The sequence below is a fragment of the Xanthobacter lutulentifluminis genome (assembly GCF_043194675.2).
Classification (GTDB): Bacteria; Pseudomonadota; Alphaproteobacteria; order Rhizobiales; family Xanthobacteraceae; genus Xanthobacter.
This window is the reverse complement of the sequence record NZ_CM195525.1, coordinates 2,608,917-2,634,671: the sequence shown is the minus strand read 5'-3', so window position 1 is coordinate 2,634,671 and position 25,755 is coordinate 2,608,917. Positions and strand designations below refer to the sequence as shown.

Sequence of the window (25,755 nt, the reverse complement as noted above, 5' to 3'; positions counted from 1 at the left end):
CCTGACAGTGGCTCAGCGGTCGCCGCGCATGGCGTGCAGGGCTTCGAGGTCGTAGATGACGAGCTTGGCCTTTTCCGCCTTCACCACCCCCTGCTCCTGAAGGCGCTTGAGGCTGATGGTGACCCACTGGCGCGTGGCGCCCACCATGTGGGCGAGGTCCGCGTGGGTGAAGGCGGAGCCGATGACCGTGGCGCCGTCCTCCTCCACGCCGTAGGAATCGGCCAGATGCAGCAGCAGGTGCGCCAGGCGCTCGGTGACGGAGCGGGTGCCCAGCATCTGGGCAAGGGCGGAATAGCACTTGCCCTTGAAGGTGAGGCCTTCGATCAAGCCGATGGCGAAGGCGGGGATCTGCGCGATCAGCCGCCGCAAGGTCTTGCCGGAGAGGTGCACCACTACGGAGTTGGTCGCCGCCACGCCGGACCACACATGCTGCCCCTGCCCGAACAGCTCCGGACCGCCGACGAAATTGCCCGGATTCCAATAGGCCAGCGTGATCTCGCGCCCGGACGGCGCAATGTAGAACACGCGGATGCGCCCGCTCTCCACCAGGAACAGGCCATCGTTGGGCGTGCCCTGCGAGAACAGCATCTTGCCGCGATAGACGACGCGGCGCTGCCCCTCCCGCAGCACCTCCTCGCGCTCCCGCGCGGTGAGGCGCTGGAACAGCTGCGGCGGGCCGTTGGCGAGCGCGGCGTTTTCCGTGAGGAGCAGCGCCTGCGCGGCGGCCGTCGCGAGCAAGGGTGAGCCGGCAGTGGGGAGCTGGCCCTGGGGCGGGGCGGAAATCATGGACGCTCTCTCCCGTTGGAGCCATTCCAACCGCAAGAAGCGTACCAGACAATTATATATTATGTCGATTTATTTAGTTTATTATTGCGGTAAAGGCCCTGCGGTCACCGACGCAACCACGCCGCCTGACCGACGGTTTCCCAGCCACCTGCCGCGCAGCAGCAAGGATTGGAACCTGCGGGGTCCGTACGCTCGCGCCCGCCGCCTCCCGATCACGACCCGCTCAAGCTGCGCGGCTGCCCCCCAAACGCAGAACGGCGGCCCTGCGGCCGCCGTTATGCTGTTCCGAACTTCGCAACGCGCCCGATCAGTGGCCGCCGGCGCCGCCGCTGCGGCCCTGCTCCAGCGCCGCATAAACCTGCTCGAGATCGGCGAGGTGCCGCGCGGCGCGCTGGCGGGTCTCGTCGGTGGAGGCGTCGGCCACGTCCTCGCGCGCGTCCTGGATCTGCTGCTGCAGGGCGCCGAGATCGAGCTCCTCCACCGGCTTCGCCTCTTCGGCGAGGATGGTGAGGCCCGACGGGTTCACCTCGGCGAAGCCGCCGCGGACGAAGAAGGCGCGCGGGGCGCCGTCGCCCTTGATGGTGAGGATGCCGGGCTTCAGCATGCCGATGAAGGGCGCATGGCCCGCCAGCACGCCGAACTCGCCTTCCGCGCCGGGGACGATCACCTCGGTCACGGCGCCCGAGAACACAAGCCGCTCGGGAGAGACCAGCTCAAAGGGTAAGGTCGCCATCTTTATCGTCTCCGGGTCGGGCGGCCGGCCATCGCGGCCGGGCCCGTCAGCGCCGGCGGTCGGCCACGAAGCCGACGCCGAGCCCGATGATCGCGCCCACCACTGCGGCGAGGCCGATGTGGCGGGACTGCTCCGAGGTCAGGCCGCCGCGCGGCCCTTCCCCCTGCACCTTGATATCGATGCCCGGCAGGCGGATTTCCGCCACCTGCGGGCGGGTCAGCCAGCCGACGATGCCGCCGGCCAGCAACCCGAGGACAAGGCAGAGGATCTTCACGTTCATCGCGTCGCCCCCGCCTCAGGTCCCGGTCCGGGATCAGGCCGCCTCGGCAGCCAGCTTCTTGCCCTTCTCGATGGCCTCTTCCATGGAGCCAACCATGTAGAAGGCCTGCTCGGGCAGGTAGTCGTACTTGCCTTCCACCAGGCCCTTGAAGCCGGAGATGGTGTCCTTCAGGTCCACGAGCTTGCCCGGGGAGCCGGTGAACACTTCCGCGACGTGGAAGGGCTGCGACAGGAAGCGCTCGATCTTGCGGGCGCGGGCCACGGTGAGCTTGTCCTCTTCGGAGAGCTCGTCCATGCCCAGGATCGCGATGATGTCCTGCAGCGCCTTGTAGCGCTGGAGGGTCTGCTGCACCTGGCGCGCCACGTTGTAGTGCTCCTCGCCGATGACCAGCGGGGACAGGATGCGCGAGGTGGAGTCGAGCGGGTCCACCGCCGGGTAGATGCCCTTCTCGGCGATGGAGCGCGAGAGCACGGTGGTCGCGTCGAGATGGGCGAAGGAGGCGGCCGGGGCCGGGTCGGTCAGGTCGTCGGCGGGCACGTAGATGGCCTGCACCGAGGTGATCGAGCCCTTGGTGGTGGTGGTGATGCGCTCCTGCAGCGCGCCCATGTCGGTGGCCAGCGTCGGCTGGTAGCCCACCGCCGAGGGAATGCGGCCGAGCAGCGCCGACACTTCCGAGCCGGCCTGGGTGAAGCGGAAGATGTTGTCCACGAAGAACAGCACGTCCTGGCCCTGGTCGCGGAAGTGCTCGGCGACGGTGAGGCCGGTGAGCGCGACGCGGGCGCGGGCGCCCGGGGGCTCGTTCATCTGGCCGTACACGAGGGCGCACTTGGAGCCGGCGGCCGAGCCGTTGTGCTCGTGGGGGTCCACGTTCACCTTGGACTCGATCATCTCGTGATAGAGGTCGTTGCCCTCGCGGGTGCGCTCACCCACGCCGGCGAACACGGAATAGCCGCCGTGCGCCTTCGCGATGTTGTTGATGAGCTCCATGATGAGCACGGTCTTGCCCACGCCGGCGCCGCCGAACAGGCCGATCTTGCCGCCCTTGGAGTAGGGCGCGAGCAGATCCACCACCTTGATGCCGGTGACGAGGATCTCGGCCTCGGTGGACTGGTCCGCATAGGACGGAGCCGGCTGGTGGATGGCGCGCCTGGTCTCGCCGACCACCGGACCGAGCTCGTCCACCGCCTCGCCGATCACGTTCATGATGCGGCCGAGGGTGGCGTCACCCACGGGCACCAGGATCGGCGCGCCGGTGTCGGTCACGGCCTGGCCACGCACGAGGCCCTCGGTGGCATCCATCGCGATGGCGCGAACGGTGTTCTCGCCGAGATGCTGGGCCACCTCGAGCACCAGGCGGTTGCCGTGGTTGGTGGTCTCGAGCGCGTTGAGGATTTCCGGCAGGTGGCTGTCGAACTGCACGTCGACAACGGCGCCGATGACCTGGGTGATGCGTCCGGTGGGGTTCGCCATGTTCGTCGTCCTTTGTCCTCGTCCAGGCCGCGGTCAGAGCGCTTCGGCGCCGGAGATGATTTCGATGAGTTCCTTCGTGATCATGGCCTGACGCGTCCGGTTGTAGATCAGCGTCTGCTTCTTGATCATGTCGCCCGCGTTCCGCGTCGCGTTGTCCATGGCGCTCATCTGCGAGCCGTAGAACGACGCCTGGTTCTCCAGGAGGGCGCGGAAGATCTGCACCGCGATGTTGCGGGGCAGGAGGTCGGCGAGGATGTCTTCCTCCGCCGGCTCATATTCATAGACGGGGCCCGCCTCGTCGGCGTCCTGCGCCTCGAAGGTGGCGGGGATGATCTGCTGGGCCGTGGGCACCTGCGAGATCACGCTCTTGAACTGGGAGTAGAAGAGCGTGCAGACGTCGAACGCGCCGGCGTCGAGCATGGCGAGGATCTTCGCGGCGATGTCACTGGCTTCCTTGAAGCCGATGGTACGCACCGCGCGCAGGTCCACGAGCTCGATGATGCGGTCGGGAAAGACCCGCTTGAGCTGGTCGTAGCCCTTGCGGCCGACGCAGAAGATCTTGACGTCCTTGCCTTCGCCGATCAGCTGCTGCGCCCGCTCGCGGGCGAGGCGGACGATCGAGGTGTTGAAGGCGCCGCACAGGCCGCGCTCGCCGGTGGCCACCAGAAGCAGGTGCTTCTGGGTGGAGCCGGTGCCGGCGATCAGGACGGGCGCTTCCCCGCCGCCGATGATGCCGGCGGCGAGATTGCCCAGCACCGTCTCCATGCGCTCGGCATAGGGACGGGCCGCTTCCGCCGCCATCTGGGCACGACGCAGCTTCGCCGCGGCGACCATCTGCATCGCCTTGGTGATCTTCTGCGTCGCCTTCACCGAGGCGATGCGGTTTCGTAGGTCTTTCAGGCTCGCCATCGTGCCCGTCCGTCAGGTTCGAGGAACAGGCGCCGTTCAGGCAAAGCTCTTGGCAAAGGCATCCAGGGCCTTCGTCAGCTTCTCGGCGGTGTCCTTGGACAGTTCCTTGGACGTGCGGATGGCTTCCAGGATCTCCGGGTGCTGGGAGCGCAGGGCCAGCAGGAGGCCCTGCTCGAACTCGCGCACCTTGGAGACCGGCAGCGGGTCCAGGTAGCCGTTGGTGCCGGCGAAGATCACCGCCACCTGCTCCTCGACCTTCAGGGGCGAGAACTGGCTCTGCTTCAGCAGCTCGGTGAGACGCGCGCCGCGGTTCAGCAGCTTCTGGGTGGAGGCGTCGAGGTCGGAGCCGAACTGGGCGAAGGCCGCGAGCTCACGGTACTGGGCGAGCTCGCCCTTGATCTTGCCCGCCACCTGCTTCATCGCCTTGATCTGGGCGGAGGAGCCGACGCGCGACACCGAGAGGCCGACGTTCACCGCCGGGCGGATGCCCTGGTAGAACAGGTCGGACTCCAGGAAGATCTGGCCGTCGGTGATGGAGATCACGTTGGTCGGGATGTAGGCCGACACGTCGTTGGCCTGGGTCTCGATCACCGGCAGGGCGGTCAGCGAGCCGGCGCCGTGGGCGTCGTTGAGCTTCGCGGCGCGCTCCAGCAGGCGGGAGTGCAGGTAGAACACGTCGCCGGGATAGGCCTCGCGGCCCGGCGGGCGGCGCAGCAGCAGCGACATCTGGCGGTAGGCCACGGCCTGCTTGGACAGGTCGTCGTGGATGATGAGCGCGTGCATGCCGTTGTCACGGAAGTACTCGCCCATGGCGGTGCCGGTGAACGGCGCCAGGAACTGCATCGGCGCGGCGTCCGAGGCGGTGGCGGCGACGACGATGGAATACTCCAGCGCGCCCTGCTCCTCGAGCACCTTCACGAACTGCGCGACGGTGGAGCGCTTCTGGCCCACGGCGACGTACACGCAGTAGAGCTTCTGGCTCTCCGGGGCGTCGCCGGCGTTCAGGGGCTTCTGGTTGAGGATCGAGTCGAGCGCGACGGCGGTCTTGCCGGTCTGGCGGTCGCCGATGATGAGCTCGCGCTGGCCGCGGCCGATCGGGATCAGCGCGTCGATGGCCTTGAGGCCGGTCTGCATCGGCTCATGCACCGACTTGCGCGGGATGATGCCGGGGGCCTTCACGTCGACGCGACGGCGCTCGGTGTAGACGATCGGGCCCTTGCCGTCGATCGGGTTGCCGAGGGCGTCGACCACGCGGCCGAGCAGGCCCTTGCCGACGGGGGCGTCCACGATGGCGCCGGTGCGCTTGACGGTCTGGCCTTCCTTGATCTCGCGGTCCGAGCCGAAGATCACGATGCCGACGTTGTCGATCTCGAGGTTCAGCGCCATGCCGCGCGTGCCGTTCTCGAACTCGACCATCTCGCCGGCCTGGACGTTGTCGAGGCCGTAGACGCGGGCGATGCCGTCACCGACGGAGAGGACCTGGCCTACCTCCGAAACCTCGGCCTCCTGGCCGAAGTTCTGGATCTGCTCCTTGAGGATGGCGGAGATTTCAGCGGCTCGAATGTCCATCAGCGGACCTCTTTCATCGCATGCCGGATAGAATTGAGTTTGGTCTTGAGCGAGGCGTCGACCATGCGGGAGCCGAGCTTCACGATGAGACCACCGAGGATGGACGGATCGACGGTGACGTCGAGATTCACGTCCTTGCCGGTCTTGTCAGCCAGCGTCGCCTTCAGCGCGGCGAAGTGGTCGTCGCTCAACGGCGAGGCCACCGTCACCTGCGCCGTCGTCTCGCCGCGCTGGGCGGCCACGAGCGCGGCATAATCGGAAATCATGCGCGGCAGCGCGAACAGCCGGCGGTTCTGCGCCACCAGCTTCACGAAGTTTCCGGCCAGGCCGGAAATGCCGACGCTCTGGATAATCGCGGAGACCGCCTTCAGCTGCTCCTCGGCCGTGAAGGCCGGGCTCTTCACCAGGCGGGAGAAATCCGCGCTCTCCGCAATGAGGAACGCCAGCTGATCGAGATCCGCCTTCACGGAATCGACGGCGCCAGCCTGTGTCGCCAGTTCGAACAGCGCGGTCGCGTAGCGCCCCGCCATGCCTGACACGATCGTATCCGCCACCCCGCACCTCTCTCGGACTTGCAGCCCAGGCATGGCGATCCAAACGCCACGACGACCCAAGCCCTTGATCTGTTGGGAATATTCTTGTGCGACCTCGCGAGGGGGCTGAACCCGCCCCTCGAAATCCCGGTGTGCCTAACACAGGCCGATCAAGGCGGCAACATGACCGAAGGATGGCACCTAGGCCGCATTGCCGCACCGGGAGCCGACTTTACCATCAAACTCCCCCGGGAGGGGGTGTCAGGCCACCCCCAGGAACTGCTTCAGCTCGGGGGTCTGCGGATGGGCGAAAACCTCCTCCGGCGGGCCGATCTCATGCACCCGGCCCTGATGCATGAACACCACGCGGTCACACACTTCGCGGGCAAACCGCATCTCGTGCGTGACCATCACCAGCGTCATGCCCTCCTCGGCCAGCTCCTTCACCACCGCCAGCACCTCGTTCACCAGTTCCGGATCGAGCGCGGAGGTGATCTCATCACATAGTAGGGCCAGCGGCTTCATGGCCAGCGCGCGGGCGATGGCGACGCGCTGCTGCTGGCCGCCGGAGAGCTGGTCGGGATAGGCGTCGAACTTGTGGGCGAGGCCCACCTGCTCCAGCCGCACCCGCGCCTCGGCCTCCGCCTCCTTCTGCGCCACCTTCTTCACCACCATGGGCGAGAGCATGACGTTGCGCCCGGCGGTGAGGTGCGGGAACAGGTTGAAGCCCTGGAAGATCATCCCGACCTTGAGCCGGAGCGCCCGCAGGTGCACCTCGTCCGGCGCCAGCTGGGCCCCGGCGACCGTGATGGCGCCGGCATTGATGGTCTCCAGCCCGTTGATGCAGCGCAGCAGGGTGGACTTGCCGGACCCGGACTTGCCGATGATGGCGATCACCTCGCCGGCGGCGATGTCGAGGTTGATTCCCTTCAGCACCTCGTTCGCGCCGAAGCTCTTGCGCACCTCAGTGATGGTGATGAGCGACATTGAGCTTCCTTTCCAGGATCTGGCTCGACTTGGAGAGCGGCCAGCACAGAGCGAAATAGATGAGCGCCGCGAAGCCGTAGACGGTGAACGGCTCGAACGTGGCGTTGGTGATGATGGTGGCGGCCTTGGAGAGCTCCACGAAGCCGATGATCGAGGTCAGCGCCGTGCCTTTGACCACCTGCACCGAGAAGCCCACCGTGGGCGGCACGGCGATGCGCAGCGCCTGCGGCAGGATCACGTAGCGCAACTGCTCGAAGAAGCTCATGGCGAGGGAGGTGGAGGCCTCCCACTGGCCCTTCGGGATCGCCTCCACGCAGCCGCGCCAGATCTCGGCGAGGAAGGCGGACGTCCACAGCGTGAGCGAGAGGATGGCTGCCGCCCAGGGCGACACCTCCACTCCCAGCAGCGGCAGGCCGAAGAAGATGAGGAACAGCTGCATCAGCAGCGGCGTGCCCTGGAACAGCTCGATGTGCAGCACCGCCGCCCGGCGCGCCCAGGCGCTCCGGCTGATGCGCGCATACAGCACCATGAGCCCCACCGCGCCGCCGCCGATGAAGGCGAGGAGCGACAGCAGCACGGTCCAGCGGGCCGCCAGAAGCAGGTTGGAGACGATATCCCAGGTGGTGAAGGCCATCATGGCGTCGCCCTCCGGCGGGGGAAGACCAGCAGGCCAACGCCGCGCATCACCTGCCGCACCAGCACCGCCAGCACGAGGTAGATGAGGGTGGCGACGATGTAGGCCTCGAACGCGCGGAAGGTGCGCGACTGGATGTAGTTGGCGGCGAAGGTCAGCTCCTCCACCGAGATCTGGGAGCACACCGCCGAGCCGAACATGACGATGACCACCTGCGAGGACAAAGCCGGCCAGATCTTCTGCAGAGCCGGCACCAGCACCACGTGGCGGAAGGTCTGCAGCCGGCTCATGGCCAGCGAGGCGCCGGCCTCGAACTGGCCGCGTGGAGTGGCCTCGATGCCGGCGCGGATGATCTCGCAGGCATAGGCGCCGAGGTTGATGACCATGGCGAGGATGGCCGCCTGCATCTCGGTGAGCGCGACGCCCGCCGCCGGCAGGCCGAAGAAGATGAAGAACAGCTGGATCAGGAACGGCGTGTTCCGGATCAGCTCCACATAGGCCGAGACCGGTGGCCTCAGCCACCTTGGTCCCAGCGCCCGCGCCCAGGCGCAGGCGATGCCGAGGGCGATGCCAGCCGCCCCGCCCACCACCGTGAGCTCGACGGTGATGGCGACGCCCTTGGCGATCACCGGCCCGTAGTCGGCGAGTGCCATGAAATCGAAGCTGTAGGCCATGAGCCGGCTCCCCCTGGCGTCCGGTCGCCGCGCGACCCGGTCCGCCCCCAAACCCGTTCACCGATCCGCTGCGCGCCTCCGGCGATGCCCCCCGGCGCGGACGCCCTGGCCCGTGCACGGGTCGCGGACGCCGCGGGTACGCGTCAGCCGGCACGCAGGCGGGCCGCCGTGCGGCCGCGCCCCTGCGCCGGCTCCGCGACCGCTCAGAGATCCTTCGGCAGCGACGTGCCGAGCCACTTCTCGGAGATCTTGTCGAGCGAGCCGTCCGCACGGGCGGCGGCGAGGATGGCGTTGACCTTCTCCAGCAGCTTGGGCTCGTCCTTGTTCAGGCCCACGTAGCAGGGGGAGTTCTTGATCAGCACCTTCACCTGCGGCTTCTTCGGCGGGTTGCGGGCGAGGATCGCCGCCGCCACCACGTTGCCGGTGGCCACCACCTTCACCTGGCCGGAGAGGAAGGCCGAGATGGTGGAGTTGTTGTCCTCGTAGCGCTTGATCTCGGCCGTGGGCGGGGCGACCTTGGTCAGCTCCAGGTCTTCCACCGAGCCGCGGGTGACGCCAACGGTCATGCCGGCGATGTCCTCGATCTTCTCCACCTTCACGTCGGCGGGGCCGAAGATGCCGTTGAAGAAGGGCGCGTAGGCCACTGAGAAGTCGATCACCTTCTCCCGCTCCGGGTTCTTGCCGAGGCTGGAGATGACCAGATCCACCTTCCTGGTCTGCAGGTAGGGGATGCGGTTGGCGCTGGTGACGGGCACCAGCTCGGCCTTCACGCCGAGGCCCTTGGCGATGAGGTTGGCCACGTCGATGTCATAGCCCAGCGGCTTCAGGTCCGGGCCCACCGAGCCGAACGGCGGGAAGTCCTGCGGCACGGCCACCTTCAGCACGCCCGACTTGAGGATGTCGTCCAGCGCCTCCGCCCGCGCCGCCGTGGGCAGGGCCGGCAGGGCCAGCGCCAGGGCAGCGGCGAGGAGGCTCGAGGTCAGGAGGGAACGGCGGGTGGGCTGCATGGACTTCTCCGGGTCGCGCCGGGCGGCGCCTCGTGAGGGTCAAATCAGCAAGGCCCGTGCCACCGCCCGCAACCCCGGCGATAGCTGCCACGGTGCTTGGCGCGCACCGGGATACTCCTGCGCGCACCCGTTGCGGCCGCACACGAAAATGCCCCGCCCGGAGGGTCCGGACGGGGCATTTGCACAATCTGAAGGCAGGCAAACTGAAGAGCTGAGGCGGACGCCTCAGTTCGCCTTGGATTCCTTGTTGGGGGTGGCCGGGAAGGCGGCGTTCTTCACCGTGCCCTTCATCAGCTCCACCGCCAGCTTCAGCTGGGTGTCGTCCTTCGGATCCGGCGGGACATAGGACGGAGAGCCGGTCTGCTCATCCTCGCCGTTCTTCAGGTGGCCCTTCAGCGAGGCCTCGCCGCGGGTGGTATCCGCGGTGACGCCGAGCTTCTGCTTCATCTCCTCGGGCAGGTCCTGCACCAGCACGATGTCGGGCTCGATGCCCTTGGCCTGGATGGAGCGGCCGGAGGGGGTGTAGTAGCGCGCGGTGGTCAGGCGCAGCGCGCCCTGCTGGCCGAGCGGGATGATGGTCTGCACCGAGGCCTTGCCGAAGCTGCGCGAGCCCAGCACCGTGGCGCGCTTGTGGTCCTGCAGCGCGCCGGCGACGATCTCCGACGCCGAGGCCGAGCCGCCGTTGACCATCACGATCACCGGCCGGCCCTTGGTGATGTCGCCGCCGCGCGCGTTGAAGCGCTGGGTCTCTTCCGGGTTGCGGCCGCGGGTGGAGACGATCTCGCCGCGGTCGAGGAAGGCGTCGGACACCGCCACCGCCTGGTCCAGCAGGCCGCCGGGGTTGTTCCGCAGGTCGAGGATGTAGCCCTTGATCTTGTCCGGGCCGATCTTCGCGGTCAGGTCGTCGACGGCCTTCTTCAGGCCCTCGTAGGTCTGCTCGTTGGTGAACGAGTTGAGGCGGATGTAGGCGATGTCGTCGGATTCGACGCGCGAGCGCACGGTCTGGATCTTGATGGTGTCGCGCACCAGCTTGACCTCGATCGGCTTCTCCACGCCCTTGCGCAGGATGGTCAGCGTGATCGGGGTGTTCACCGGGCCGCGCATCTTGTCGACGGCCTCGTTCAGGGTCATGCCCTGCACCTGGTCGTTGTCGAGCTTGGCGATGAGGTCGCCGGAGAGGATGCCGGCGCGGCTGGCGGGGGTGTCCTCCATGGGGGTCACGACCTTCACCAGGCCGTCCTCCATGATGACCTCGATGCCGAGGCCGCCGAACTCGCCGCGGGTCTGCACCTGCATGTCGCGGTGATTCTTCGCGTCCATGTAGGAGGAGTGCGGGTCGAGCGACTGCAGCATGCCGTTGATGGCCGCCTCGATCAGCTTGGCGTCGTCCGGCTTCTCCACGTAGTCGGCGCGCACGCGCTCGAACACGTCACCGAACAGGTTCAGCTGCTTGTAGGTATCCGAGGAGGCGGCTTCCGCGGCGGTGCCGAGGATCATGCGCGGCTGGACAGCCGCCACGGCCACAAGGGCGCCAGCCGCCACGCCGAAAAGAAATAGAGACGTCCGACGCATCATCCACGTACCTTCTGACTGTCCGTTGCCGCCCACCAGGGGGTCGGGTCGATCGAGACCCCGTCTTTGCGGAACTCGACATACAATTGGGGCTGTCCCGTGGCCGCCATGGTCACGGAAACCGGAGCAGGCGCCGCGCCCGGACCTGCCGCAGCGCGAGGGCCGGGACCGCGGGACAGGCCGCCCATGACCCCCACCGGCTCGCCCGCGAGGACGAACTGGCCGAGGTCCACGGTGATCCGCTCCATGCCCGCCATCAGGACATGGTATCCACCGCCCGCGTTGATAATCAAGAGTTGCCCGTAGCTTCGGAACGGTCCGGCATAGACCACCCAGCCATCCGCCGGCGCGCTCACCGGAGCACCGGCGCGGGTGGCGATCGTCATGCCCTTCTCGGTCCCGCCCACCCCGTCGGCCGCGCCGAAGGCGCGCACGGGAACCCCGGCGACCGGAAGCGGCAGCAAGCCCTTAGCCTGCGCGAAGGCGATCGCCGGCGTGATGCGGGCGGGGTCCTTCAGGGCCGTCAGGTCCGGCTTGCCCGGCTCCAGCGGGCGGGTCACCGATTGCGCGGCATCGGCGGCGCGGGCGGACGGGCCCACCTCCGTCTCCAGCCGCGTCACGAGATCGTGCACGTCGCTGGTGGCCTTGGCGACCGCCTCCGCCTGGGTCTTGTCCGCCGGCGGAACGGGATGCTCCTCCGACTGGCGGCGCTGGCGCTCGCTCACCAGCGCGGAGAGGCGGCGCCGGTCGTCGTCCGCCTCGGTCCGCAGCCGGGTGAGGGTATCGCGGGCGGCGGACAGCTCGGCCCGCACCCGCGCCTGCTCGGAAAGATCGGCGGCCAGTGTCTCGGCCTCCACCCGCAGCTCCGGCAGGAGCGCGCCCAGCAGGATGGCCGAGCGCACCGCGTCGAGCGCATCGTCCGGCCGCATCACGAGGGCGGGCGGGGGCTCGCGGCCCATGCGCATGAGGGCAGCGAGCACCTGCGCCAGCACGCCCCGCCGCTTGTCGAGCGAGCTCGACAGCTCCGCCGCCGAGCGGTCGAGCTGGGCGATGCGGGCTTCCACGTCGATGAGCTGCTGCTCCACGGCGCGGGAGCGGGTGGCGCTCTCCAGCAGCAGCTGGTTGAGCCGGGCGCGGTCGCCCCTGGCGGCGTCGAGCTCCGCCCGCAGGCGCTTCTGCGCCTCCTCGGCGCCGCGCACGTCGGACTTCAGGGCGTCGGTATCGAGCCCGGAGCGATTCGGCACCGGCGGCGGCAGCGGCACCGGCGCCGACGGCTGGGCCTGAGCGCGCGACGGCGGGCCGCCCGGCAGCAGCGCGCCGGCCAGCGCCGAGGACAGGAGCAGGACCGCCCTGAGGTTCATGCCGCCATCCTCCGCCGCGCGGGGTTGAGGACAGGTAAAGCCCCCGCCCCGGCGCAGCCTGCCGCCGGACGGCTCAGCCTTCCATCCCTTCCAGCTCGACGATCATGCGCTCGATGAGCGACAGGCCGGTCTGCCAGAAGGCCGGGTCGCGCGCGTCTAGGCCGAACGGGGCCAGCAGCTCCGCATGGTGCTTGGTGCCGCCGGCGGCCAGCATGTCGAGGTAGCGCTCGGCGAAGCCGTCCGCCGCCTTCTCGTAGACCGCATAGAGCGAGTTCACGAGGCAGTCGCCGAAGGCATAGGCGTAGACATAGAAGGGCGAGTGGATGAAGTGCGGGATGTAGGTCCAGAAGGTCTCGTAGCCGGCGCCGAGATGGATTGCCGGCCCGAGGCTCTCGCCCTGAACCTTGAGCCAGATCTCGCCGAGCTGCTCGGCGGTCAGCTCGCCCTGCCGGCGCTCGGTGTGGACGTGGCGCTCGAAGGTGTAGAAGGCGGTCTGGCGGACCACCGTGTTGATCATGTCCTCCACCTTCTGCGCCAGCATGATCTTGCGGGCGCGCGGGTTCTCGGCCGCGTTCAGCAGGCGGCGGAAGGTCAGCATCTCGCCGAACACCGAGGCGGTCTCCGCCAGGGTGAGCGGGGTCGGCGCCATCAGCGCGCCCTGCCGGGCCGCCAGCACCTGGTGGACGCCGTGGCCGAGCTCGTGGGCCAGCGTCATCACGTCCCGCGGCTTGCCCTGGTAGTTGAGCAGCACATAGGGATGCGCCGACGGCACGGTGGGATGGGCGAAGGCGCCGGGCGACTTGCCGGGGCGCACCGGCGCGTCGATCCAGGACTTGTCGAAGAAGGTGCGGGCGATGTCCGCCATCTTCGGCGAGAAGGTGCCGTAGGCGGAGAGCACCGTGTCCTTCGCCTCGGCCCAGGCGATGTCGCGCGTCTCCACCTTGGGCAGCGGCGCGTTGCGATCCCAGAACTCCAGCTTCTCCTTGCCGAACCACCGGGCCTTCAGCGCGTAATAGCGGTGCGACAGGCGCGGATAGGCCTCGCGGATGGCCGCCACCATGGCGTCCACCACCTCCTGCTCCACCCGGTTGGCGAGATGGCGCGAGGAGGCGACATCCGGGAAGCCGCGCCAGCGGTCGGAGATTTCCTTGTCCTTGGCCAGGGTGTTGGTGATGAGGGTGAACAGCCGCAGGTTCTTGCCGAAGGTGTCGGCAAGGGCGAGGCCGGCGGTGCGGCGCACCTCGTCCTTGGGGTCCTGCATCAGGTTCAAGGTGGGCTCGATGGCGAGCTCCTGCCCGTCCACGCTGAAGCGCAGGGACGAGATGGTCTCGTCGAACAGCCGGCTCCAGGCGCTGCGCGAGGGGCTCGACTTCTCGTGGAACAGCTGCTCGATCTTGTCGTCGAGCTGATAGGGCTTGTCCTTGCGCAGGTCCTCCAGCCACGGGCGGTAGTGGCCCAGCACCGGCGCCGCCATGGCGGCCTCCAGCGCCACGTCGTCCAGCCGGTTCAGCTCCAGCGTGAAGAACAGCAGGTGGGTGGAGGCCTCGGTCAGCTTCTCCTGGATGTCGCCGTAGAACTTGGCGCGCGCCGGGTCGGAGGTGTCGCCGGCATAGACGAGGCTGCCGTAGGAGGCGATGCGGCCGATGAGGTCGTCGATGGTCTCGTAGCGGCGCACCGCCTCGGCCAGCACCGCGCCGGCATCGGGGCCGGCGAGCATGTCGGCCAGCTTGCCCTTGTAGGCGGTCTCGAAGGCGACGCACTCGGCGTCCGCCTTCGCCATGTCGGCCTTCAGCTCGGGCGCGTCCATGCCGGCATAGAGGTCGGTCAGGTTCCATTCGGGCAGGCGGAAGGCGGCTTCGGACATGGGACCTCCGGAAGGGGAGCGCGCGGGCCACGGCCGCGGCGCGCGAGTCACCGACAAAATCGCCGCATTGCGCCCCCGCCGCAAGCCGGCGGCGCCGGGGCGGAGCTTAAGGGTTCTTAACCAAGGCAGGCGAAGCTGGCGGCGAATCTCTCCGCCGGACCCCGCGATTCCCTCATGAGCCTGTCCCTGCTTCTGGTCGAGGACGACCCGCTGGAGGCGCGCCGCCTCGAAGGCGCCCTCACCCACCTCGGTTACGACTGCACCCTCGCCTGCGACGGCGATGCCGCGCTGGCGCTGCTTCAGGAGCGCACGTTCGACGTGGTGCTGCTGGATCTGGTGCTGCCCGGCCTCGACGGGATGGGCGTGCTCTCCGCCATGGCGGCGCGGGGCATCGCGGTGCCGGCGGTGGTGCAGGTGACGCCGGCCGGGCTCGATGCCGCCGCCGGCGCCATCCGCGGCGGCGCGCGGGATTTCGTGGTGAAGCCGGCCGGCGCGCTGCGTCTCGAGGTGGCGCTCGCCAATGCCGTGGCCCTCGCCCGCGCCGCGCAGCCGGCCGGTTCGCGTGCGGTGGCCTCCCCTTCCTCCGCGCCGTTCCGCGGCGGCAACGTCATCGCGTTCCATCCGGCGGCTGCCCCCGCCCGCGTGCCCGAGAATGCGGAAGCCGAGGCGGCGCCACCCGCTATCGACCCTCCGGCCGTGGCGCGCCTCGAATCCTCCGGCCACGCCCGCCGCCTCGAGCAGATCGAGGCCGAGGCGATCCGCTTTGCCTGCCATCTCTATGGAGGCCGGATGGCGGAAGTCGCCCGCCGGCTCGGCATCGGCCGCTCGACCCTCTACCGCAAGCTGGCGGCGCTGGAGGACGGCAATCCAAGCGTGGCGGTAGGCTGCAACCTCGCTTTGGAACCAACGCCGATCCGGGTTGTTGCCGCTGAGTGACAAGGCCGTGAAAAGCCGGATCAGGAACGGGTTGTGAGTTGATCCGCGCGCGGGAGCACGGCACCAACGAGCGGGGCAGTGGCGAGGAGACGGCCATGTTGAGGGCCAGGCGGTTCCGGGGCGAAAATTCGGTGGCGGAGACTCTGGGCCGGTTGATGGCGGCAGGTCTCGTGGGCCTCGCCATGGCCGGCGCGCTGGCGCTGCCGGCATCGGCCGAGCAGCCCGACCCACCCGTGACCGCCAATGCCGGCGTCGGCACCGACGCCCCGCTCACCACTCCGCTGCCGCCGCGGACACCCCGCGTCGCCGCTCCTGCCCGCGCCGGCATTGATGCCGCAGGCGACCAGCCCGTGGCCCAGCCCGCCCCTGCCCGCGCCGCCGAGGCGCCGAAGCGCGGCGGCGTGGATTCGGCCGGCGACACGCCTGTCGCCCTGCCCGCCTCCCCCGCTCCGGCGTCTGCCGTGCCTGCGCAGGCCGCTCCGGCCAGCCCGCCCGCGCCGCAGCCCGTGATCGCCGCCGCCGATCCGCTGGCGCCGGTGGCCGAAGGCATCGCCGCCCTACTGGCGACGCCCGAGACCCTCACCACTTTCAAGAAGGACCAGGAAGCCCTGGTCACCTTCTACGGCGCCCGGCAGAACCTGCCGGTGTTCGTGACCGCCCAGGGGCTCGACGCGCGCGGCAAGGCCGTGGTCGCCCGGCTCGATGCCGCCGCCGAGGATGGTCTCGACCCCGCCGATTATGCCGTGCCGCTGCCGAAGCCCGGCGCCGGCGCGCAGGATCTGGCGCGCACCGAGCTCAAGCTGGCGCTCGCCGCCATCACCTATGCCCGCCACGCGCAGGCCGGCCGCTTCGATCCGGGCCGCATCTCCGCCCTGGTCACCCCGGTGCGCGAGATCCCCGATCCCACGGGCGCGCTCGCCAAGGTGGCCTATGCGCCGGACGCCAACGCCGCGCTCGCCGGCTTCAATCCGCCCCACGCCGGCTACAAGGCGCTGAAGGCGCTGCTGGCCAAGGCATCGGGCCAGTCGCCGGCGATCGCCGCGATTCCCGGCGGCCCGCAGATCAAGCCCGGCGGCAGCGACGCCCGCATTCCCGCCCTGCGCACCCGCCTCGGCGTGAGCGGCGCGGCCGCCACCGATCTCGTCTACGACCCGGCGCTGGTGGATGCGGTGAAGGCGTTCCAGGACGCCTCCGGCATCAAGCCCACCGGCATCGTCGGCCCGTCCACGCTCACCGCCCTCAACGCCGGCGCGACGCCGGGCGGCGGCAGCGTGAAGGCCGACGTGATCGCCAACATGGAGCGCTGGCGCTGGCTGCCGCGCGACCTCGGCGAGCAGTTCGTGATGGTGAACATCCCCGAGTTCCTGGTGCGGGTGTACCAGGGCGGGAAGGAGATCCACGAGACGCGCGTGGTGGTGGGCAAGCCGGAGACGCCGACCCCGCTGCTGACGCGCGACATGCAGTACATCGTCGTCAACCCGGCGTGGAACATCCCGCCGTCCATCGCCCGCAACGAGATGATGCCGCTGCTGCAGCGCGATCCCTCGGCGCTGGCGCGGCGCGGCATCCAGGTGGTGCGCAACGGCTCGGGCGGCTATTCCTTCCGTCAGTCCCCGGGCGAGCGCAACGCGCTGGGGCGCATCAAGTTCATGTTCCCCAACGACCACTCGGTCTACCTGCACGACACCCCGTCGCGCACCCTGTTCCAGAACGACCGGCGCGCCTACAGCCACGGCTGCGTGCGCGTCTACGAGCCGCTGAAGTTCGGCGAGGTCATCTTCAACATGGGGCTGCCGGGCGACAACTGGAGCGAAGGCCGCATCTCCAAGATGTTCGGTTCTTCCGAGCGCTACGTGAACCTGAAGCAGCGCTTCCCGGTGCACATCGTCTATTTCAACGCGGTGGTGGACGACGCAGGCCGGCTCTCGATGCGGGAGGATCTTTACGGCATCAACGCCGAGACCAAGTCCATCCTCGGCCTCACCGGCAAGCAGCGAATCGCCGATGGAGCGCCCGCCAGGTCCACCGCGCCGAAGACCCGGTGACGGCAGCGGAAACCTCGCGAGAGCAGTCAGGAGCAAGGGTGGCCTTCGCGCCACCCTTTTTCTTTTCAAATGGTTAACATGCCCGCCGCCACTTTATCCGCGTCAGCAGGCCGCACTTTTTCTCCCCTGTCAGATACCGCTGCTTCTTGCCTGATGCGCTGAAGCCACAGCCTCGGGCAAGACCCGGCACGTTTTCGCCACACTGCGCCGATAACTCACGGGACCGTGACTTCGGCCCAAAAGATGGGTCCGCGGCACGTGGGGGCGAGGGGTGTCAACGCACCCTTAACCGAACCCGACAAGACTCCTGGTGCATCGCGTCGCGGCAACAGTCGCGGCGTCCGTGAAATCTGAGCCTCGGGTTCGAGACATTGGCCAAACGTTCCGCGCTGCATTCCGTCCGATCCCTGGGCCGCAAGGCCAAGCCCGCGCTGCGCGCGGCGGCCGTGGGAGCGACCCTGCTGGTGGCGGGCACGTCGGGTCTGCAGAACGCGGTCGCCAACGGCGACACCCGCACCCTCACCATGCACCACACCCATTCCGGCGAGAGCGGCACCTTCACCTTCAAGAAGAACGGCCGCTACGACCCCGAGGTGCTGGCGCAGATCAACCATTTCCTGCGGGACTGGCGAAACCAGAAGTCCACGCAGATGGACCCCCAGCTGTTCGACATCGTCTGGGAGGTCTACCGCGAGACCAACGCCACCGCGCCGATCCAGATCGTCTCCTCGTTCCGCTCGCCCGAGACCAACGCCATGCTGCGCTCGCGCAGCCGCGGCGTCGCCAAGTTCTCCCAGCACATGCTGGGCAAGGCGATGGACTTCTACATTCCCGGCGTGAACCTCTCCGACCTGCGCGTCGCCGGCCTCAGGCTGCAGCGCGGCGGCGTCGGCTTCTATCCCACGTCCGGCTCGCCCTTCGTCCACATGGACACCGGCAACGTGCGGCACTGGCCGCGCATGACGCACGACCAGCTCGCCCGCGTGTTCCCGGACGGCAAGACCGTGCATGTGCCCACCGACGGGCGCCCGCTCGCCAACTACAACGCGGCCGTGGCCGAGCTTCAGGCGCGCGGCGCGAAGCCCGGCGTGGCCGTGGCCTCGGCCGACGGCAAGGGCGTGAAGAACTTCTTCTCCGGCCTGTTCGGCAAGAAGGATGCGGACGACGACGAGGGCGGCGAGGCTCCGGTCCAGGTGGCCGAGGAGACCCCGGCGCCGGCCCCCGCCGCGCGCGGTCGAGCCGCCCCCGCGCCGCAGACCGCCGACGCCATGCCGGTTCCGCCCTCCCGCCCGGCGGAGATCGCGGCCGGCGCCATCGTCACCGCGCAGGCCGGCGCCTTGGCGCCCCTGCCCATGCGCCGCCCCATCGAGGCGGACGCTGCCCGCAACACCCGCTCCGCCAGCCTCACGGCCGGCCCGGGCGTGCCGCTTCCGGCGGTCATCACCCGCGGCAGCGAGTCTGATGGCGCGGCCGCGGCGCTGGGCTATGCCTCGCCCGGCCCGCTGGCGGACCAGCGCGGCACGCTCTCCGGCGGCATGATGCCCCACGCGGCCGCGCCCGCCGCCGCTGCGGCGCACGCCGGCCAGGGGCGCCAGCGCACCCGTCTGTCGGAAGTGGCGTTCGGCCGGCTGTTCCTGTCGCCGAGCCTGTCGACGGAGCTCTACCTGCGTCCGCCGGAGCTGCGGCAGCTCGGCGCGTTCATGGCGCCGCCGCACGAGGTGGTGGCCTCGGCCTTCTCGCGGGACGGCTCGTTCGGCCTGCGCGCCCGCTTCGCCGGCACCGCCGTGGCGGATCTGCCGACCTTTGTGTTCCGCGCGCCCGCCATCGCCTATTCCCAGCGCATGTGAGGCGGGCGCGGCCGGCGTTCAGACGATGATGCCGAGCGCCTGAAGGTAGAGATCCACGATCGCCTCGTGCTCGCGGCGCTCGTCCACGTCTTCCTTGCGGATCTTAAGAATCGCCCTGAGCGCCTTCACGTCGAAGCCGTTGGCCTTGGCCTCGGCGAACACATCCTTGATGTCGTCGGCGATGGCCTTCTTTTCCTCCTCGAGGCGCTCGACACGCTCGATGAAGGACTTGAGCTGCTCCTTGGCAAAGCCCGCGGGGGCATCTGACACGTCTTCAGCCACCTGGCCGGTCTCCTTGAACGCGGCACGCTCCCGTGCAGGCCGGGGCGCGCGTGAATGGGGATGGAGCCTCGCCGGCTCCGGGGGAAGACGATAGACGCCGCGGCGATGGCCCGCGTCAAGGATGCGTCCCCGCTTTCCCCGTTCCCCCCTGCGGCGTGCCCGCCCGGGCGTGACGGGAATACCAGCGCCTCGCCCGGCCCCGGCGCAGATCGGCTCTGGCCCGCCCGCCCGGTTCGTGCGAGCGTGGCCGCCCTTCCGGACCTGCCCCGCCCGCGACCTGTGACAGCCACCCCGCCCCGCTCCTCTCCGCGCCTCGCCCTCGGCGTGACCAGCCTTGCCCTCGGCGCGCTGGCCATGGGCGCATCCGTGCTGTTCGTCCGACAGGCGGAAGTGGGGCCGTTCGCCAGCGCGTTCTGGCGCGTCGCCCTCGCGCTGCCGCCGCTCGCCGTCTGGGCCGCGCTCTCCGAGGGACGAAGCGCCTTCCGCGCCGATCGGGCCAGCGTGCTGGCCGGGGTATTTTTCGCCGGCGACCTCATCTTCTGGCACCTCGCCATCCTCAACACCACGGTGGCCAACGCCACCGTGCTCGCCACTACCGCTCCGGTCTGGATCACCGCGTTTGCCGTGCTCGTGCTGCGCCAGAGCGTGCCGGCGCGCGGCTGGGCCGGCCTCGGCCTGTGCGTGCTGGGCGCGGCGGCTTTGGTCGGGCGCAGCTGGACGTTCGCGCCCGAGAACCTGTCCGGCGACCTCGCCGGGCTCGTCACCGCCCTCTTTTTTGCCGGCTACTTTCTCGCTATTAGCCGGGCAAGGATCGGCCGTGGCGCCGCCGCCGTCACGTTGGTCTCGACAGCCGTCACCGCGACGATCCTGCTGGCCGTTGCGCTCCTCCTGGAGCCGACGCTGCGCCCCGCGGGACCGGGCGGAATGCTGTCGCTCACCGCCCTGGCGCTGGTCTCCCAGGTCGGCGGCCAGGGGCTGATGGCGGTGGGCCTCGCGTTCGTGCCGCCGGCATTCGGGGCGCTGGTGTTCTTCCTGGAGGTCGTCTCCGCCGCCGCGCTCGGCGCCCTGCTGCTGGACGAGGCGCTGGCGGGGCTGCAGATCCTCGGCGGCGGGCTCATCCTCGCTGGATTGATGGTGGCGCGGCCCCGTCAGCCGTCCCCGACGACGGCCCCGCCTCGCTCCTGCCCCGATCCGGCGTCAGATGCTTCGCAGAGCGGCCGCCGCCCGCCCCGGGGAGGGCACCATTGACGGGCCGGCGCCGGAAAGGCACACACCCTCCTGACATGGCCTTCATTTCCGACGGCATGACCCCATCCCCCTCGACGCGCCGGCGGCGCGCGCGCCGTTGCGCCCTCGCCCTCGCGGCCTGCCTCGCGGGCGCGACCCTGCTGCCGGAGACCGCGGCGGCGGAGTTCCGCCTGTGCAACCGCACCCAGAGCCGCGTCGGCATCGCCCTCGGCTACAAGGACGGTGACACCTGGACCACGGAAGGCTGGTGGAACGTGGCCGCCAACAGCTGCGAGACGCTGATGCGCGGCGACCTGATGGCGCGCTTCTACTATCTCTACGCGGTGGACTACGACCAGGGCGGCGAGTGGGCCGGCAAGGCCTACATGTGCACGCGGGAAAAGGAGTTCACCATCAAGGGCGCGGAGGATTGCCTCGCCCGCGGCCTCGACCGCACCGGCTTCTTCGAGGTCGACACCCAGGAGCGCAAGGCCTGGACCGTGCAGCTGACCGAATCGGGCCAGACCAAGCCGGCGCAGGCCACCGCGCCGGTGCCTCCCCCGGCGGCGCCACGCAGCGGGCGCCCCTGAGGCAGCCGGCGCGCCCGGGCGCTCAGATCTCCCGGCCCTCGACCTTGATGGACAGCTGGCGCTCCATGTCGTCCGCGCCGTCGATGCGCGGGTTCACCGCCCGCGCCCGGCGCACGGCATCGAGCGCGCGCTTTTCGTCGCCGAACTCACGGAAGATCAGCGCGAGGCCGTAGAGCATGGCGTAATGGCGCGGCTCGCGCAGCAGCACCTCCCGCATGTCGATGAGGGCGCCGCCATAGTCGTCGCGCATGTAGAGGATGGTCGCCCGCCGGCTGAGCGCGCCGATATAGTCGGGCTCGATCTGGATCACGCGATCCAGCATCTGCAAGGCGAGGTCGTAGTCCCGCGCCTCCACGGCCGCATTGGCGCGGGCCATCAGGAGATCGACGCCGGGGCTGCCGGAATCGGTGAAGATCTGATCCAGCCGGTCGGCGATCATCTTGGCGCTGCGCTCGTCCGGCGCCACCTTCAGCGCGGCGAACAGGCCCTCGACCTGGGTGCGCTTGTCGCGCGGCAGGCGCGGACGCGCGGGCTGGGTATCGGAAGAAGGCGGGGCCGCCTTGGGCATGGGCGGCGGCGGGGCCGGAAGCACGTCGACGCGCGGCGGCTCGGCCAGCGCGGCCGTTGCAAGAACCATCAGCAGGGGAGCCGAAAGAAGGGCCGCGACCGGCCGGGTGCGCACCCCTCCCCGACGAAGCCCCCGGTGGGCGGGCAGGTGCGGAATGGGTGGCGTGTCGTCCGAGGTCATGGGCGAAGTGTCCGCCGCGACGGCACGCACGTCAACACGCCCGCTGCCACGGGGGGCAGCCGGCGCGGTCACGTTGCAGAGATGAAATCGCCGGCAGGCTGTCGGCGCGGCGCGCATCGCAGCGGACGCGCGCGGGACGCAGGGCGCGGGTCTGTCGCCCGCGCCGGCGCCTCAGCCCTGACGCGCCTTGTAGCGCTTCTGGGTCTTGTTGATGATGTAGACGCGGCCCTTGCGGCGGACGAGACGGTTGTCCCGGTGGCGCCCGAGCAGCGACTTCAGGGAATTGCGGATCTTCATGACAAGCTCGCTTGGTGCCAAACAATCCGGGCCGCCGCGGCGCGCTGCCGCGCGGCCCCATCGACACCGGATCAAATCTCTAAGGTGCGGGGCAGGCCGGACAGGCAGATCGCAATCCGCCCGAGCCCAACCCCAGGATCGAGCCGGCGTGATAAGGGGCGGCGGCGCGGATGTCAACAAAGCCGGCGGCGGGACGGCACCGAATCGGCCATCGAAGACCCCGCGGGGCGTTCAGGCCCGGTGGTAGGGATGGCCGGCGAGGATGGTCACGGCGCGGTAGATCTGCTCGGCCAGCATGGCCCGCACCAGCTGGTGAGGGAAGGTGGCGGCGCCATAGGCGATCGTGAGAGCCGCGCGGGCCCGCACGGCGTCGCTCAGCCCGTCCGCCCCGCCGATGACGAAGGCAAGCGCCGGCACGCCGGCGTCGCGGTCAGCGGCGATGCGGCCGGCGAAATCCTCGCTGGAGAGGCTGCGCCCGCGCGGATCCAGCACCACCAGTCCGGCCCCGGCCGGAATGGCCGCGAGCAGCGCCGCGCCCTCCTCGGCCATGCGGTCCTCCGGACGGCGGGCGGCGGATTCGGCGATCTCGATCATGTCGCAGGGGCCCAGCCCCAAGGGGCGGCCGGCGGGACGTATGCGCTCCAGATAGCGCGTCACGAGTTCGCGCTCGGCACCGGCTTTCAGCCGGCCGACACAGGCGAGGACGAGGCGCACGTCGTCTAGAAGCCCGCCATGGCCGGGGCGCGCATCAGGCGCGCGTCCCGGTCCACATCTTCTCGATGTTGTAGAAGCTGCGGACCTCGGGCTGGAAGATGTGCACGATCACGTCGTTCGCGTCGATGAGCACCCAGTCGCAGGCCGGCTGGCCCTCCACCCGCACGTGCTTGATCCCCGCCGCCTTGAGCGCCTCCAGGAGGTGCTCGGCGATGGCGCCTACGTGCCGCTGCGAGCGGCCGGAGGCGATCACCATGTAATCGGCGATGGAGGTCTTGCCGCGCAGGTCGATGGAGACGATGTCCTCGGACTTGTCGTCTTCCAGCCGGGCAGTGACGAGGGCGAGAATCTCCGCAGCGTCGGGCGCTTCGGAGACCGTGGCGGGAACCGTCATCTCGGCTGCCGCCAATAGAGCCGTCGTGGACAGGGGTCCAAATCCTCTCGATTAGGGCGACGGGCCAAACCGTCGCACCCCCACAGAATGGCTGCAAATCAACGCATTTTCAAGACGATTGCGCATCGGGTCGCGATTCGGCGCCCGATTCCGGTGCCCGCGCGGCCCTTATCCCCGTGGAGGACATGGGCGATTTGAGCCCGTGCAGGAACACCCACGCGGGTGGAGACAGGCCCGCCAGCAAAGGCGCGTCGCGCTCATCGATGCGGTAGCGGGCAAGGGCCTGCGCGGCCGGGGAGGACGTGGCGGCAAGGCTGTTGCCCATGCGGTCCACCACCGCGATGGGCACGAGATCGGCGATGGCGCGCCAGCGCTGCCAGCGATCGAACCGGGCGAGATTGTCCGCCCCCATGATCCACACGAAACGGACATGGGGCAGCCGCCGCACCAGCCAGGCCACCGTCTCGTAGGTGTAGCGGATGCCGAGATCCGCCTCGAAGCCGGTCACGTCGATGCGCGGATGGCGGGCCACCGCCCGCGCGCAGGCGACGCGGGCCTCCAGCGACGGCAGGGCGCGATTGTCCTTCAGGGGATTGCCGGGCGTCACCAGCCACCACACCCGGTCGAGGCCGAGGCGGCGCAGGGCGAGCAGGCTCGCCGCCCGATGCGCGCCGTGGGCCGGATTGAAGCTGCCGCCGAACAGGCCGACGCGCAGGCCGGGCGTTGCGAACGGCAGCCGGCGTGCGGCCCGGCGTTCTCCCGGCCCGCAGGCGGCGCCGTCCCGTTCCGCGCCGGATGTCACGGGCGGGTCTGCCCCGAGCCGTGGATGCGGTACTTGAAGGACGTCAGCTGCTCCGCCCCGACCGGCCCGCGCGCATGCATGCGGCCGGTGGCGATGCCGATCTCCGCGCCGAAGCCGAACTCGCCGCCGTCGGCGAACTGGGTGGAGGCATTGTGCAGGACGATGGCCGAATCCACCTCCGCCAGGAAGCGGGCGGCGGCGGGCTCGTCCTGGGTGACGATGCTGTCGGTGTGGTGGGAGCCGTGCGCCTCGATATGGGCGATGGCGCCCTCAACGCCGTCCACCACCCGCGCGGCGATGATGGCGTCGAGATACTCGGTGTCCCAGTCGAGATCGTTCGCCGGCTTCACCCGCGCATCCACCGCCTGCACGGCAGCATCGCCGCGCACCTCGCAGCCGGCGTCGATGAGCATCTCCACCAGCGGCTTGAGGTGGGTGGCGGCGACCGCGCGATCCACCAGCAGGGTCTCGGCCGCGCCGCAGACGCCGGTGCGGCGCATCTTGGCGTTCAGCACCACGGTCTTCGCCATGTCGAGGTCGGCGGCGCCGTCCACATAGACGTGGTTGATGCCGTCGAGATGAGCGAAGACGGGCACGCGCGCATCGCTCTGCACCCGGGCGACGAGGCTCTTGCCGCCGCGCGGCACGATCACGTCCATGTTGCCGTCGAGGCCGGCGAGCATCAGCCCCACCGCCGCGCGGTCCGCAACGTCCACGAACTGCACCGCGTCCTGCGGCAGGCCGGCGGAGGCCAGCCCCTGGACGAAGGCGCGATGGATGGCGCCGGAGGAGTTCAGGCTGTCCGAGCCGCCGCGCAGGATCACCGCATTGCCGGCGCGCAGGCACAGCGCCGCGGCGTCCGCCGTCACATTGGGCCGGCTCTCGTAGATGACGCCGATGACGCCGAGGGGCGTGCGCACGCGCTCGATGATCATGCCGTTGGGGCGGGTCCAGCGCTCGGTCACCTTGCCCACGGGATCGGCGAGAGCGGCCACCTGCTCCACGCCCTCGGCCATGGCCTCGATGCGGGCGGGGGTGAGGGTGAGGCGGTCGAGGAACGAGCCGGTCATGCCCTCGGCCCCGGCCTTCGCCACGTCGATGGCATTGGCGGCGAGAATATCGGCGGCGGCGGCGCGGATGGCGGCAGCAGCAGCGGTGAGCGCCTGCGTCTTCGCCTCGGGCGCCGTCAGCGCCAAAGTGCGCGAGGCCGCGCGGGCGCGCTTGCCCATGGCCAGCATCGCCGCCGCCAGCTCCGCCGGCGGCACGGCCCGGCCCGCGGTGGCGGCGGCATCGGTGCGGGCGGCGGAAGCGGTGGACATGGCGCAGTCTCTCAAGCTGGTCAGAACGTGGGCTGATCAAGAACTTGCCCCCCATATGGGGGCGCGCCTTCTCCCTAGCACATCGCCCGGCCGGTGCGACAGGTGGGCGCGGCACCGGTTCGAGCGCCCCGGGCGGCGCTCGCGTTCCGCGACAAAGTGCCATCCTGCCGCGCGC

Annotated in this window: 26 protein-coding genes; 5 read left to right on the top strand and 21 right to left on the bottom strand. The window is 69.8% G+C overall.

The genetic code is table 11. The annotated features are described in order from the left end of the window. Nucleotides 1–12: 12 nt before the first annotated feature. The 14 genes from V5F49_RS12060 to V5F49_RS11995 form a co-directional block, all read right to left on the bottom strand. Nucleotides 13–786, bottom strand: coding sequence for a Crp/Fnr family transcriptional regulator (locus V5F49_RS12060; protein ID WP_394115570.1), 774 nt, complete (start codon nt 784–786; stop codon nt 13–15). Nucleotides 787–1,093: 307 nt separating this feature from the next. Then, nucleotides 1,094–1,519, bottom strand: coding sequence for a F0F1 ATP synthase subunit epsilon (locus tag V5F49_RS12055; RefSeq protein ID WP_394115571.1), 426 nt, complete (start codon nt 1,517–1,519; stop codon nt 1,094–1,096). Nucleotides 1,520–1,565: 46 nt separating this feature from the next. Then, nucleotides 1,566–1,799: a hypothetical protein gene (locus tag V5F49_RS12050; protein ID WP_394115572.1), complete on the bottom strand. Its 234-nt coding sequence runs from the start codon at nt 1,797–1,799 to the stop codon at nt 1,566–1,568. A 33-nt stretch (nt 1,800–1,832) separates the two neighbouring features. Continuing rightward, nucleotides 1,833–3,269, bottom strand: coding sequence for a F0F1 ATP synthase subunit beta (gene atpD / locus V5F49_RS12045; protein WP_394115573.1), 1,437 nt, complete (start codon nt 3,267–3,269; stop codon nt 1,833–1,835). A 33-nt stretch (nt 3,270–3,302) separates the two neighbouring features. Next, a complete protein-coding gene (locus tag V5F49_RS12040) occupies nt 3,303–4,178 on the bottom strand; it encodes a F0F1 ATP synthase subunit gamma (RefSeq protein WP_394115574.1) in 876 nt (291 codons plus the stop codon). Nucleotides 4,179–4,214: 36 nt separating this feature from the next. Beyond that, a complete protein-coding gene (atpA, locus tag V5F49_RS12035; protein ID WP_394115575.1) occupies nt 4,215–5,747 on the bottom strand; it encodes a F0F1 ATP synthase subunit alpha in 1,533 nt (510 codons plus the stop codon). Next, the gene (locus V5F49_RS12030; RefSeq protein WP_394115576.1) at nt 5,747–6,334 is read right to left on the bottom strand and encodes a F0F1 ATP synthase subunit delta; all 588 of its coding nucleotides are present in this window, start codon (nt 6,332–6,334) and stop codon (nt 5,747–5,749) included. The genes atpA and V5F49_RS12030 overlap by 1 nt, the downstream gene beginning before the upstream one ends. Before the next feature lie 207 nt (nt 6,335–6,541). Continuing rightward, nucleotides 6,542–7,267, bottom strand: a complete 726-nt coding sequence (locus tag V5F49_RS12025) for an amino acid ABC transporter ATP-binding protein (RefSeq protein ID WP_394115577.1) — start codon at nt 7,265–7,267, stop codon at nt 6,542–6,544. After that, nucleotides 7,245–7,904: an amino acid ABC transporter permease gene (locus V5F49_RS12020; protein ID WP_394115578.1), complete on the bottom strand. Its 660-nt coding sequence runs from the start codon at nt 7,902–7,904 to the stop codon at nt 7,245–7,247. The genes V5F49_RS12025 and V5F49_RS12020 overlap by 23 nt, the downstream gene beginning before the upstream one ends. After that, a complete protein-coding gene (locus tag V5F49_RS12015; protein ID WP_394115579.1) occupies nt 7,901–8,575 on the bottom strand; it encodes an amino acid ABC transporter permease in 675 nt (224 codons plus the stop codon). Before V5F49_RS12015 ends, V5F49_RS12020 begins: the two co-directional genes overlap by 4 nt. 203 nt (nt 8,576–8,778) lie before the next feature. Then, a complete protein-coding gene (locus V5F49_RS12010; protein WP_394115580.1) occupies nt 8,779–9,582 on the bottom strand; it encodes a transporter substrate-binding domain-containing protein in 804 nt (267 codons plus the stop codon). Between the two features lie 225 nt (nt 9,583–9,807). Then, nucleotides 9,808–11,157, bottom strand: coding sequence for a S41 family peptidase (locus tag V5F49_RS12005; RefSeq protein ID WP_394115581.1), 1,350 nt, complete (start codon nt 11,155–11,157; stop codon nt 9,808–9,810). Further along, nucleotides 11,154–12,515: a murein hydrolase activator EnvC family protein gene (locus V5F49_RS12000; protein ID WP_394115582.1), complete on the bottom strand. Its 1,362-nt coding sequence runs from the start codon at nt 12,513–12,515 to the stop codon at nt 11,154–11,156. The genes V5F49_RS12005 and V5F49_RS12000 overlap by 4 nt, the downstream gene beginning before the upstream one ends. A 73-nt stretch (nt 12,516–12,588) precedes the next feature. After that, entirely contained in the window at nt 12,589–14,379 is a 1,791-nt protein-coding gene (locus V5F49_RS11995) for a M3 family oligoendopeptidase (protein ID WP_394115583.1), read from the bottom strand. 174 nt (nt 14,380–14,553) lie between these two features. On the opposite strand from V5F49_RS11995, the gene V5F49_RS11990 reads away from it, so the two are divergent. From V5F49_RS11990 to V5F49_RS11980, 3 genes are all read left to right on the top strand, one after another. Further along, a complete protein-coding gene (locus V5F49_RS11990; RefSeq protein ID WP_394115584.1) occupies nt 14,554–15,315 on the top strand; it encodes a response regulator transcription factor in 762 nt (253 codons plus the stop codon). 95 nt (nt 15,316–15,410) lie between these two features. Beyond that, nucleotides 15,411–17,360: a L,D-transpeptidase family protein gene (locus V5F49_RS11985; protein WP_394115585.1), complete on the top strand. Its 1,950-nt coding sequence runs from the start codon at nt 15,411–15,413 to the stop codon at nt 17,358–17,360. A 371-nt stretch (nt 17,361–17,731) separates the two neighbouring features. Further along, nucleotides 17,732–19,207 (top strand): peptidoglycan L,D-endopeptidase MepK, encoded by a 1,476-nt coding sequence (locus V5F49_RS11980; RefSeq protein ID WP_394115586.1) that lies wholly within the window; start codon nt 17,732–17,734, stop codon nt 19,205–19,207. An 18-nt stretch (nt 19,208–19,225) separates the two neighbouring features. On the opposite strand, the gene V5F49_RS11975 is transcribed toward V5F49_RS11980, so the two are convergent. Continuing rightward, on the bottom strand, nt 19,226–19,489 hold the full coding sequence (locus V5F49_RS11975) for a DUF2312 domain-containing protein (protein WP_394115587.1): 264 nt from the start codon (nt 19,487–19,489) through the stop codon (nt 19,226–19,228). Nucleotides 19,490–19,732: 243 nt separating this feature from the next. Here V5F49_RS11975 and V5F49_RS11970 point away from each other — a divergent pair, with 243 nt between their 5' ends. Together V5F49_RS11970 and V5F49_RS11965 are read left to right on the top strand one after the other, a co-directional pair. Beyond that, complete coding sequence (locus tag V5F49_RS11970) at nt 19,733–20,737, top strand: DMT family transporter (RefSeq protein WP_394115588.1); 1,005 nt, start codon at nt 19,733–19,735, stop codon at nt 20,735–20,737. A gap of 35 nt (nt 20,738–20,772) precedes the next feature. Next, nucleotides 20,773–21,306, top strand: a complete 534-nt coding sequence (locus V5F49_RS11965) for a DUF1036 domain-containing protein (protein ID WP_394115589.1) — start codon at nt 20,773–20,775, stop codon at nt 21,304–21,306. 22 nt (nt 21,307–21,328) lie between these two features. Here the strand turns inward: V5F49_RS11965 and V5F49_RS11960 are convergent, their stop codons facing one another. The 6 genes from V5F49_RS11960 to V5F49_RS11935 all read right to left on the bottom strand — a co-directional run bounded on the left by V5F49_RS11960 (nt 21,329) and on the right by V5F49_RS11935 (nt 25,499). After that, on the bottom strand, nt 21,329–22,054 hold the full coding sequence (locus V5F49_RS11960) for a tetratricopeptide repeat protein (protein ID WP_394115590.1): 726 nt from the start codon (nt 22,052–22,054) through the stop codon (nt 21,329–21,331). A 171-nt stretch (nt 22,055–22,225) separates the two neighbouring features. Continuing rightward, on the bottom strand, nt 22,226–22,351 hold the full coding sequence (gene ykgO, locus V5F49_RS11955) for a type B 50S ribosomal protein L36 (RefSeq protein WP_012114086.1): 126 nt from the start codon (nt 22,349–22,351) through the stop codon (nt 22,226–22,228). Between the two features lie 231 nt (nt 22,352–22,582). After that, nucleotides 22,583–23,065: a 23S rRNA (pseudouridine(1915)-N(3))-methyltransferase RlmH gene (gene rlmH / locus V5F49_RS11950; RefSeq protein WP_394115591.1), complete on the bottom strand. Its 483-nt coding sequence runs from the start codon at nt 23,063–23,065 to the stop codon at nt 22,583–22,585. A 34-nt stretch (nt 23,066–23,099) separates the two neighbouring features. After that, nucleotides 23,100–23,459 carry a ribosome silencing factor gene (gene rsfS, locus V5F49_RS11945; protein ID WP_394115592.1) on the bottom strand — a complete coding sequence of 120 codons (360 nt, stop codon included), beginning with the start codon at nt 23,457–23,459 and terminating at the stop codon, nt 23,100–23,102. A gap of 109 nt (nt 23,460–23,568) precedes the next feature. Beyond that, nucleotides 23,569–24,195: a nicotinate-nucleotide adenylyltransferase gene (locus V5F49_RS11940; RefSeq protein ID WP_394115873.1), complete on the bottom strand. Its 627-nt coding sequence runs from the start codon at nt 24,193–24,195 to the stop codon at nt 23,569–23,571. 62 nt (nt 24,196–24,257) lie between these two features. Further along, nucleotides 24,258–25,499, bottom strand: coding sequence for a glutamate-5-semialdehyde dehydrogenase (locus V5F49_RS11935; protein ID WP_394115874.1), 1,242 nt, complete (start codon nt 25,497–25,499; stop codon nt 24,258–24,260). Nucleotides 25,500–25,755 lie beyond the last annotated feature (256 nt).

Coding starts and splice junctions, on each gene's coding strand:
- V5F49_RS12060 (WP_394115570.1), bottom strand. CDS start 786: ATGATTTCCGCCCCGCCCCAGGGCCAGCTCCCCACTGCCGGCTCACCC.
- V5F49_RS12055 (WP_394115571.1), bottom strand. CDS start 1,519: ATGGCGACCTTACCCTTTGAGCTGGTCTCTCCCGAGCGGCTTGTGTTC.
- V5F49_RS12050 (WP_394115572.1), bottom strand. CDS start 1,799: ATGAACGTGAAGATCCTCTGCCTTGTCCTCGGGTTGCTGGCCGGCGGC.
- atpD (WP_394115573.1), bottom strand. CDS start 3,269: ATGGCGAACCCCACCGGACGCATCACCCAGGTCATCGGCGCCGTTGTC.
- V5F49_RS12040 (WP_394115574.1), bottom strand. CDS start 4,178: ATGGCGAGCCTGAAAGACCTACGAAACCGCATCGCCTCGGTGAAGGCG.
- atpA (WP_394115575.1), bottom strand. CDS start 5,747: ATGGACATTCGAGCCGCTGAAATCTCCGCCATCCTCAAGGAGCAGATC.
- V5F49_RS12030 (WP_394115576.1), bottom strand. CDS start 6,334: ATGCCTGGGCTGCAAGTCCGAGAGAGGTGCGGGGTGGCGGATACGATC.
- V5F49_RS12025 (WP_394115577.1), bottom strand. CDS start 7,267: ATGTCGCTCATCACCATCACTGAGGTGCGCAAGAGCTTCGGCGCGAAC.
- V5F49_RS12020 (WP_394115578.1), bottom strand. CDS start 7,904: ATGATGGCCTTCACCACCTGGGATATCGTCTCCAACCTGCTTCTGGCG.
- V5F49_RS12015 (WP_394115579.1), bottom strand. CDS start 8,575: ATGGCCTACAGCTTCGATTTCATGGCACTCGCCGACTACGGGCCGGTG.
- V5F49_RS12010 (WP_394115580.1), bottom strand. CDS start 9,582: ATGCAGCCCACCCGCCGTTCCCTCCTGACCTCGAGCCTCCTCGCCGCT.
- V5F49_RS12005 (WP_394115581.1), bottom strand. CDS start 11,157: ATGATGCGTCGGACGTCTCTATTTCTTTTCGGCGTGGCGGCTGGCGCC.
- V5F49_RS12000 (WP_394115582.1), bottom strand. CDS start 12,515: ATGAACCTCAGGGCGGTCCTGCTCCTGTCCTCGGCGCTGGCCGGCGCG.
- V5F49_RS11995 (WP_394115583.1), bottom strand. CDS start 14,379: ATGTCCGAAGCCGCCTTCCGCCTGCCCGAATGGAACCTGACCGACCTC.
- V5F49_RS11990 (WP_394115584.1), top strand. CDS start 14,554: ATGAGCCTGTCCCTGCTTCTGGTCGAGGACGACCCGCTGGAGGCGCGC.
- V5F49_RS11985 (WP_394115585.1), top strand. CDS start 15,411: ATGTTGAGGGCCAGGCGGTTCCGGGGCGAAAATTCGGTGGCGGAGACT.
- V5F49_RS11965 (WP_394115589.1), top strand. CDS start 20,773: ATGGCCTTCATTTCCGACGGCATGACCCCATCCCCCTCGACGCGCCGG.
- V5F49_RS11960 (WP_394115590.1), bottom strand. CDS start 22,054: ATGACCTCGGACGACACGCCACCCATTCCGCACCTGCCCGCCCACCGG.
- ykgO (WP_012114086.1), bottom strand. CDS start 22,351: ATGAAGATCCGCAATTCCCTGAAGTCGCTGCTCGGGCGCCACCGGGAC.
- rsfS (WP_394115592.1), bottom strand. CDS start 23,459: ATGACGGTTCCCGCCACGGTCTCCGAAGCGCCCGACGCTGCGGAGATT.
- V5F49_RS11935 (WP_394115874.1), bottom strand. CDS start 25,499: ATGCTGGCCATGGGCAAGCGCGCCCGCGCGGCCTCGCGCACTTTGGCG.